The organism is Mesorhizobium sp. M7A.F.Ca.CA.001.08.2.1 (assembly GCF_003998455.1).
Lineage (GTDB): Bacteria > Pseudomonadota > Alphaproteobacteria > Rhizobiales > Rhizobiaceae > Mesorhizobium > Mesorhizobium ciceri.
The window spans coordinates 1-6,770 of sequence record NZ_RZPW01000307.1 but is presented as its reverse complement, the minus strand read 5'-3'; the positions used below and the strand labels follow the sequence as shown (position 1 = coordinate 6,770).

The 6,770-nt window shown below is 61.4% G+C and carries 5 protein-coding genes and 1 pseudogene; 2 read left to right on the top strand and 4 right to left on the bottom strand.

The annotated features are described in order from the left end of the window. Window positions 1-545, bottom strand: a pseudogene (locus EN914_RS18725) (MFS transporter); the annotation flags it as partial. Window positions 546-620: 75 nt separating this feature from the next. Then, window positions 621-989, bottom strand: a complete 369-nt coding sequence (locus tag EN914_RS18720; RefSeq protein WP_024504702.1) for a hypothetical protein — start codon at window positions 987-989, stop codon at window positions 621-623. 194 nt (window positions 990-1,183) lie between these two features. Between EN914_RS18720 and aspS the strand changes: the two genes are divergently transcribed. Then, window positions 1,184-2,974: an aspartate--tRNA ligase gene (gene aspS / locus EN914_RS18715; protein ID WP_024504701.1), complete on the top strand. Its 1,791-nt coding sequence runs from the start codon at window positions 1,184-1,186 to the stop codon at window positions 2,972-2,974. 116 nt (window positions 2,975-3,090) lie between these two features. Here the strand turns inward: aspS and EN914_RS18710 are convergent, their stop codons facing one another. Further along, window positions 3,091-4,281 carry a hypothetical protein gene (locus tag EN914_RS18710; RefSeq protein ID WP_024504700.1) on the bottom strand — a complete coding sequence of 397 codons (1,191 nt, stop codon included), beginning with the start codon at window positions 4,279-4,281 and terminating at the stop codon, window positions 3,091-3,093. A 103-nt stretch (window positions 4,282-4,384) separates the two neighbouring features. After that, on the bottom strand, window positions 4,385-4,654 hold the full coding sequence (locus tag EN914_RS18705) for a hypothetical protein (protein ID WP_127423385.1): 270 nt from the start codon (window positions 4,652-4,654) through the stop codon (window positions 4,385-4,387). Between EN914_RS18705 and parC the strand changes: the two genes are divergently transcribed. Next, a partial coding sequence (gene parC, locus EN914_RS18700; protein ID WP_127389198.1) for a DNA topoisomerase IV subunit A occupies window positions 4,610-6,770 on the top strand: 2,161 nt, incomplete at its 3' end. The two genes, EN914_RS18705 and parC, sit on opposite strands and share 45 nt — an antisense overlap.

The following is a 6,770-nucleotide window of genomic DNA, read 5'->3' as shown; positions in this document are numbered from 1 at the left end:
GGGTTGGAGCGGTCGCCGAGCGAAACCGGCACCAGCGACAGCGTGATCATCATCGACATGATAGCGAAAATTGCGAAACCGCCAGCGCCGAAGATCGGGATCAGGAACTGGGCTGATGTCACCGAACCGATGTCGACCATCCGGTAGATCGCCAGCACGCGTGCCCGATCGTGATTGCCGACGCCGGAATTCAGCCAGCTTTCGACGATGGTGAACAGCCCGGCGAAGCAGAAGCCGCCGGCAAGACGCACCGCGCACCACATCACCGGATCGATGACCAGCACCAGGAGCAAGGTGCCGACTGAGGCGATTGCCGCCAGCGCCGAAAATGCCCTGATATGGCCGACCGCCTTCATGATGCGGGTGATGGCAAGGCAGCCGAGCAGGAAGCCGGCGAAGTAGAAGGTGCCCATCAGGCCGATGTCGGAAGCCGAAAACCCTTCCTGCGCGCCGCGCAGCGCGATCAGCGTGCTCTGCAGCCCATTGCCGCCGAGCAGGATGCCTGCGGCGAGAAGAAGCGGGATCATCGGGCGGATGGAGGACATGAAGAGGCGATCACGTGTCGGTGATCTCTTCTTGAACCATCGCCTTGACCAATACCAGCGGCAATTCCCGGCAAACTACAGCGAGGATATGTCCAACTCTTCGTGGAAGGTCCAAACGCTTATGAACGGGCCGTCGTTTAGGTTCTTGCTATAGATCGTCATGATCACCTGTTGCCGTTGATCGTCGCGCGGAGGCAACTGACCGGTGATGAGCCGGAAACCGTCGGGATCTACGCCAACAGCGAATTGCTGTTCCGGGTCGATACGATCGTAGTCGATTATGAGCCGCGATCCGTCGAACTGCTCCCGCATCGATTCGTCGTTCGGAAAGTCACCGTCGGAGAGGGCTTTGAACCGCGCCCAATCGTCTATGCGAGCCGCGTCAAGCAGGTTGACGATGCGGCTGCGCTCTTGAGGTGTCAGAAAGAGCTTCTGGTTTTGCATATCCTGATCTCATTTGCCGTAAACGTAGCGGTAGAGGATATCGCTATCCATTGTGCCGCCCAAGTTTACAACGGATGTCCTGTCGAAGCCGCTTGCCTTGACAAATCCGGCCTCCCATGCGCTTTTCGCGCAAATTTTGAGGCCGGGCTTGATGCTTGGCCTGCAACCCAGCACCCCGGACTTTATCAATGACAATGCACCGTTACCGCAGCCATACCTGTGCCCAGTTGAGGAAGAGCGACGTTGGCTCGACCGTTCGCCTGTCGGGCTGGGTGCATCGCGTGCGCGATCATGGCGGCCTGCTCTTCATCGACCTGCGCGACAATTACGGCCTGACCCAGATCGTCGCCGATCCGGATTCGCCGGCCTTCAAGGTCGCCGAGACCGTGCGTGGCGAGTGGGTCATCCGTGTCGACGGCGAGGTCAAGGCGCGTTTGCCCGAGACGACCAATGCCAATCTGCCGACCGGCGAGATCGAGATCTTCGCCCGCGAGATCGAGGTGCTGTCGGCGGCCAAGGAACTGCCGCTGCCGGTGTTCGGCGAGCCCGACTATCCCGAGGATATAAGGCTGAAGTACCGCTTCCTCGACCTGCGCCGCGAGACGCTGCACAAGAACATCATTGCGCGTACCAAAATCATCGCGGAAATGCGCAAGCGCATGGGCGAGGTCGGCTTTACCGAATTCTCGACGCCGATCCTGACCGCGTCTTCGCCCGAGGGCGCGCGCGACTTCCTGGTGCCGTCGCGCATCCATCCCGGCACCTTCTACGCGCTGCCGCAGGCGCCGCAGCAGTACAAGCAGCTGATCATGGTGTCGGGCTTCGACCGCTATTTCCAGATCGCGCCCTGCTTCCGCGACGAGGACCCGCGTGCCGATCGTCTGCCGGGCGAATTCTACCAGCTCGACCTTGAAATGAGCTTCGTCGAGCAGGACGACGTGCTGTCGACCATGGAACCTGTCATGCGCGGGGTCTTCGAGACCTTCGCCAACGGCAAACCGGTGACGCAGAACTTCCAGCGCATTCCCTATGATGTGGCCATGCGCAAATACGGCTCCGACAAGCCGGACCTGCGCAACCCGATCGAGATGCAGGCCGTCTCCGATCATTTTCGCGATTCCGGCTTCAAGGTGTTCGCCAACATCCTGGCCAACGACCCGAAGGCCGAAGTGTGGGGCATTCCCGCCAAGACCGGCGGCAGCCGCGCCTTCTGCGACCGCATGAATTCCTGGGCGCAGGGCGAGGGCCAGCCGGGGCTGGGCTATATCTTCTGGCGCAAGGAGGGCGACAAGCTCGAAGGCGCCGGTCCGCTCGCCAAGAACATCGGCGAGGAGCGCACCGAGGCGATCCGCCTTCAGCTCGGCCTTGCCGACGGCGACGCCGCGTTTTTCGTCGCCGGCGATCCGAAGAAGTTCGTCTCGTTTGCCGGTGCCGCGCGCACCCGCGCCGGCGAGGAGTTGAACCTCGTCGATCGCGAGCGCTTCGAACTGTGCTGGATCGTCGACTTCCCGTTCTTCGAATGGAACGAGGAAGAGAAGAAAATCGACTTCGCCCACAACCCGTTCTCGATGCCGCAAGGTGGCATCGATGCGCTGAACGGCGAGGATCTGCTCGGCATCAAGGCGTTCCAGTACGACATGGTCTGCAATGGCTTCGAGATCGCCAGCGGCGGTATCCGCAACCATCTGCCCGAAACCATGGTCAAGGCGTTCGAGACGGTCGGCCTCGACCGTGCCACGGTCGAGGAGCGCTTTGGTGGCCTCTACCGCGCCTTCCAGTATGGCGCGCCGCCGCATGGCGGCATGGCTGCCGGCGTCGACCGCGTCGTCATGCTGCTGGTGGGCGCCAAGAACCTGCGCGAGATCACCATGTTCCCGATGAACCAGCAGGCCTATGATCTGTTGATGAATGCACCCTCGGAAGCGAGCCCGCAGCAGCTTCGCGACCTGGCGCTGCGCGTTGCCGTGCCCAAGAAGGACGCCTGATCGCGCGCTTTGGGCGATGCTTTAAAGAACCGCCCGAACCGATTCTTTCAATTCGCTAATCCGAAGAAAAAGCCCGGCATCGCTGCCGGGCTTTTCGCATAGCGAGATCGCTTCGATCAGTCTTCGTTGGCCTTGACGGTGACACCGAGCGTCTTGGGCAGATCGAGCGGGTTGGACATGGCGCCCGCCATGATCAGCGCGAACGGCACGGATGCCGGCGGCTCGGCCGAGATTTCGAGGCTCTTCGGATCGTCGAGGAATTTGCTGACCGCGGCCGTAACCTGCGCAGTCAGTTCCGGATTGTTGAGCTGCGCCATGCCGAACGGCACGATCGCCTTGGCCTGGTTGGCGATGTCCTTGCCGGACATGCCCTGCTGCTTGCCGACATAGTCCAGAACCTTGTTGGTCAGCGAATCGTCGTCGAAGCGGATCGAGGCGCTGTTGAACGAAAGCTGCTGCAACAGGCCGAGCATGGCCATGCCTTGCGCCGAATTGTCGGCGCCTTCCGGCTGTGCCGCCATCTTCTTCTGCATTTCCTGCAGCGACTTGATGAAGTCCAGCGTGTAGCCGCCGAGATTGAAGGTCATGCCGAGCGTGCCGGCATTCTCGACCGAGATGTCGTATTTCGACAGTGCCATCTTGCCGTCCGTGGGCTGCCAAGTGCCGGCCATTTCGAAATTGCCCGCGATGTTCTGGTAGCCGAGCGCGTTGATGACTTCCTTGGACTTGGGATCGTCCACCAGCGTCAGGTCGGCATTGAATTTTTCCGTGGTGGCGGTGAATTCCATCGCCTTGCCGTCCGCCGGCGGCGTGATTTCGATGGCAAGCCCGTCCATCGAGAAGGCGGTCTTGTCGGCGACCTTGACGGTCATGTTCGAGAGTTCGGCGGACTTGTACATCATCAGCGAGCCCAGCGGGCCGGTGGAACCGTCGGCCGGAACTGTCATGTCGTGGATGACGAAGGGGCTGAGGTCGAGGGTGACGCCGTCCTTGCTGTGTGTGAAGGCAGCCGTTGATACGGTGGCGATGTCATAGCCGCCATTTGCCTCGGTCACGCCTTCGAGTTTGACGTCGCCGATGGGAAGCGCTTCCTTCTCCGCCGCCGGTTTGATGGCAACGCCCTGCAGCACCATGCTGGTGTTGTCGCCGGTCACCCCGGTCCAGGTGATGTCGACACCTTGTGCGACAAGCGCTGCCTTCAGCCGGTCGGCCACTGCCGTATCCTGTGCGAGGGCCGCATTCAGCGGCAGCGTGAGCAAGAAGGTCGAAAAAGCCAGTTTCTTGAGAATTGAGCGTTTGATTGTCATCGCAAGGTCCCTGAGAGTGTCCTGAAATTGTTTTTTCAATTATTTGCGCCATCACCATTCCGTGACGAACTGGACCGGAAAAAGGCGTGTCCCGGCACATTGGTCAAAAATCGCGGTGAAAGGCAAACCCGATCCCACCGTCTTTGCGCAAACCGGTGAATTTGTCATGAAGAGCCGATAGCCGGATATCGTCGCGCTTGGCGATAGAGCCCGCATGTAACAGGCTGATGTTGGCCGACATCCGCTGGGGTATGGTTTCATGTTGCAGAAAGGCCGGTATCTCCGTCGGGCTCTTGCCGCGAATCACCCGCTCGGCTAGTCCGAGCCCATGGGAAAAAGGCTTTTGCCGCCTGAAAATGGCGGTGGCGATCACATCGAGCCGGTCGATCTGAAGAAGGCGCTGGAAGAGCGCTATCTGGCCTATGCGCTGTCGACCATCATGCACCGGGCGCTGCCCGATGTGCGCGACGGACTGAAGCCGGTCCATCGCCGCATCATGCACGCCATGCGCCTGCTGCGGCTCAACCCCGATCAGGGCTTTGCCAAATGCGCCCGCATCGTCGGCGAGGTGATGGGCAAGTTCCACCCGCATGGCGACCAGTCGATCTATGACGCGCTGGTGCGGTTGGCGCAGGATTTCTCGATGCGCTATCCCCTGGTCGACGGCCAGGGCAATTTCGGCAACATCGATGGCGATAACGCCGCCGCCATGCGCTACACTGAAGCGCGCATGACCGATGTGGCGACCGAACTTTTGTCCGGCATCACCGAGGATGCCGTCGATTATCGGCCGACCTACAATGAAGAAGACGAGGAGCCGGTGGTTTTGCCCGGCGCCTTTCCCAACCTTTTGGCCAACGGCTCGTCCGGCATCGCGGTGGGCATGGCGACATCGATCCCGCCCCACAACGCCGCCGAGCTTTGCGATGCCGCACTTCACCTGATCGAAAACCGGGACGCGCCGGTGGCGAAGCTGATGGACTTTGTCCAGGGGCCGGATTTCCCGACCGGCGGCATCATCGTCGACAGCCGCGCCTCGATCCTCGAAGCCTACGAAACCGGTCGCGGTGGCTTTCGCGTGCGCTCGAAGTGGTTCCAGGAGGACCAGGGCAGGGGCACCTGGAGCATCGTTGTCACCGAAATCCCGTACGGCGTGCAGAAGGCGCGGCTGATCGAGAAGATCGCCGAGCTGCTGATGGCGCGCAAGCTGCCGCTGCTCGAGGACATCAGGGATGAAAGCGCCGAGGACGTCCGCGTCGTGCTGGTGCCGAAGAGCCGTTCGGTCGATCCCGGCATCCTGATGGAATCGCTGTTCAAGCTGACCGAGCTCGAAAGCCGCTTCCCGCTCAACATGAATGTGCTGTCGCGCGGCAAGGTGCCCAACGTGCTGTCGCTGAAGGGCGTGCTGCAGGAGTGGCTCGAGCACCGCCGCGAGGTTTTGGTCCGCCGCTCGAAACATCGCCTCGGCGAAATCGAAAGACGGTTGGAGATACTTGCCGGCTACCTGATCGCCTACCTCAACATCGACGAGGTGATCAGGATCATCCGCGAGGAGGATGAGCCAAAGCAGGTCATGATGGCCCGCTGGTCGCTCACCGACACCCAGGCCGAAGCCATCCTCAACATGCGGCTGCGCGCTCTGCGCAAGCTTGAAGAATTCGAGATCCGCAAGGAATTCGACGGCCTGAGCGCGGAGAAAAAGCAGATCGAGGCACTGCTTGCTTCAAACGAGAAGCAGTGGGCGACGATCAAGTGGGAAGTCACCAACATCCGCGACAAGTTCGGTCCGGAGACCGAGCTCGGCAAGCGCCGCACCCAGTTCGCCGACGCGCCCGAGCATGATCTGACCGACATCGCCCATGCCATGATCGAGCGCGAGCCGGTCACCGTCGTCGTCTCGGAAAAGGGCTGGCTGCGGGCGATGAAGGGGCATCTGGCCGATCTCTCGACGCTGACCTTCAAAGAGGGCGACAGCCTCAAGCTCGCCTTCCATGCGCAGACCACTGACAAGGTGCTGGTCTTCACCACCGGGGGCAAGTTCTACACCATCGGCGCCGACCGGCTGCCTGGCGGGCGCGGCCATGGCGAGCCGATCCGCATCATCGTCGATATGGACAATGACCAGGACATCGTCACCGCCTTCGTTCACGATCCGAAGCGCAAGCTGCTGCTGGCCTCGCACGACGCCAACGGTTTTATCGTGCCGGAGGAGGAGGTCGTTGCCAACACCCGCAAGGGCAAGCAGGTGATGAACGTCAAGGCGCCGGACGAAGCCAAGCGCTGCATCCCGGTCACCGGCGACCATCTCGCCATCGTCGGCGAGAATCGCAAAATGCTGGTGTTCGCGCTCGCAGAGATTCCGGAGATGGGCCGCGGCAAGGGCGTGCGCCTGCAGAAATACAAGGATGGCGGCCTTCTCGATCTCAAGCCGTTCACGCTGGAGAGCGGCCTCTCCTGGCAGGATTCAGCCGACCGCACCTTCACAAGGT

Bases quoted from the DNA above. Each gene is read 5' to 3' on its own strand.
- EN914_RS18720 (WP_024504702.1), bottom strand. From the start codon at position 989: ATGCAAAACCAGAAGCTCTTTCTGACACCTCAAGAGCGCAGCCGCATC.
- aspS (WP_024504701.1), top strand. From the start codon at position 1,184: ATGCACCGTTACCGCAGCCATACCTGTGCCCAGTTGAGGAAGAGCGAC.
- EN914_RS18710 (WP_024504700.1), bottom strand. From the start codon at position 4,281: ATGACAATCAAACGCTCAATTCTCAAGAAACTGGCTTTTTCGACCTTC.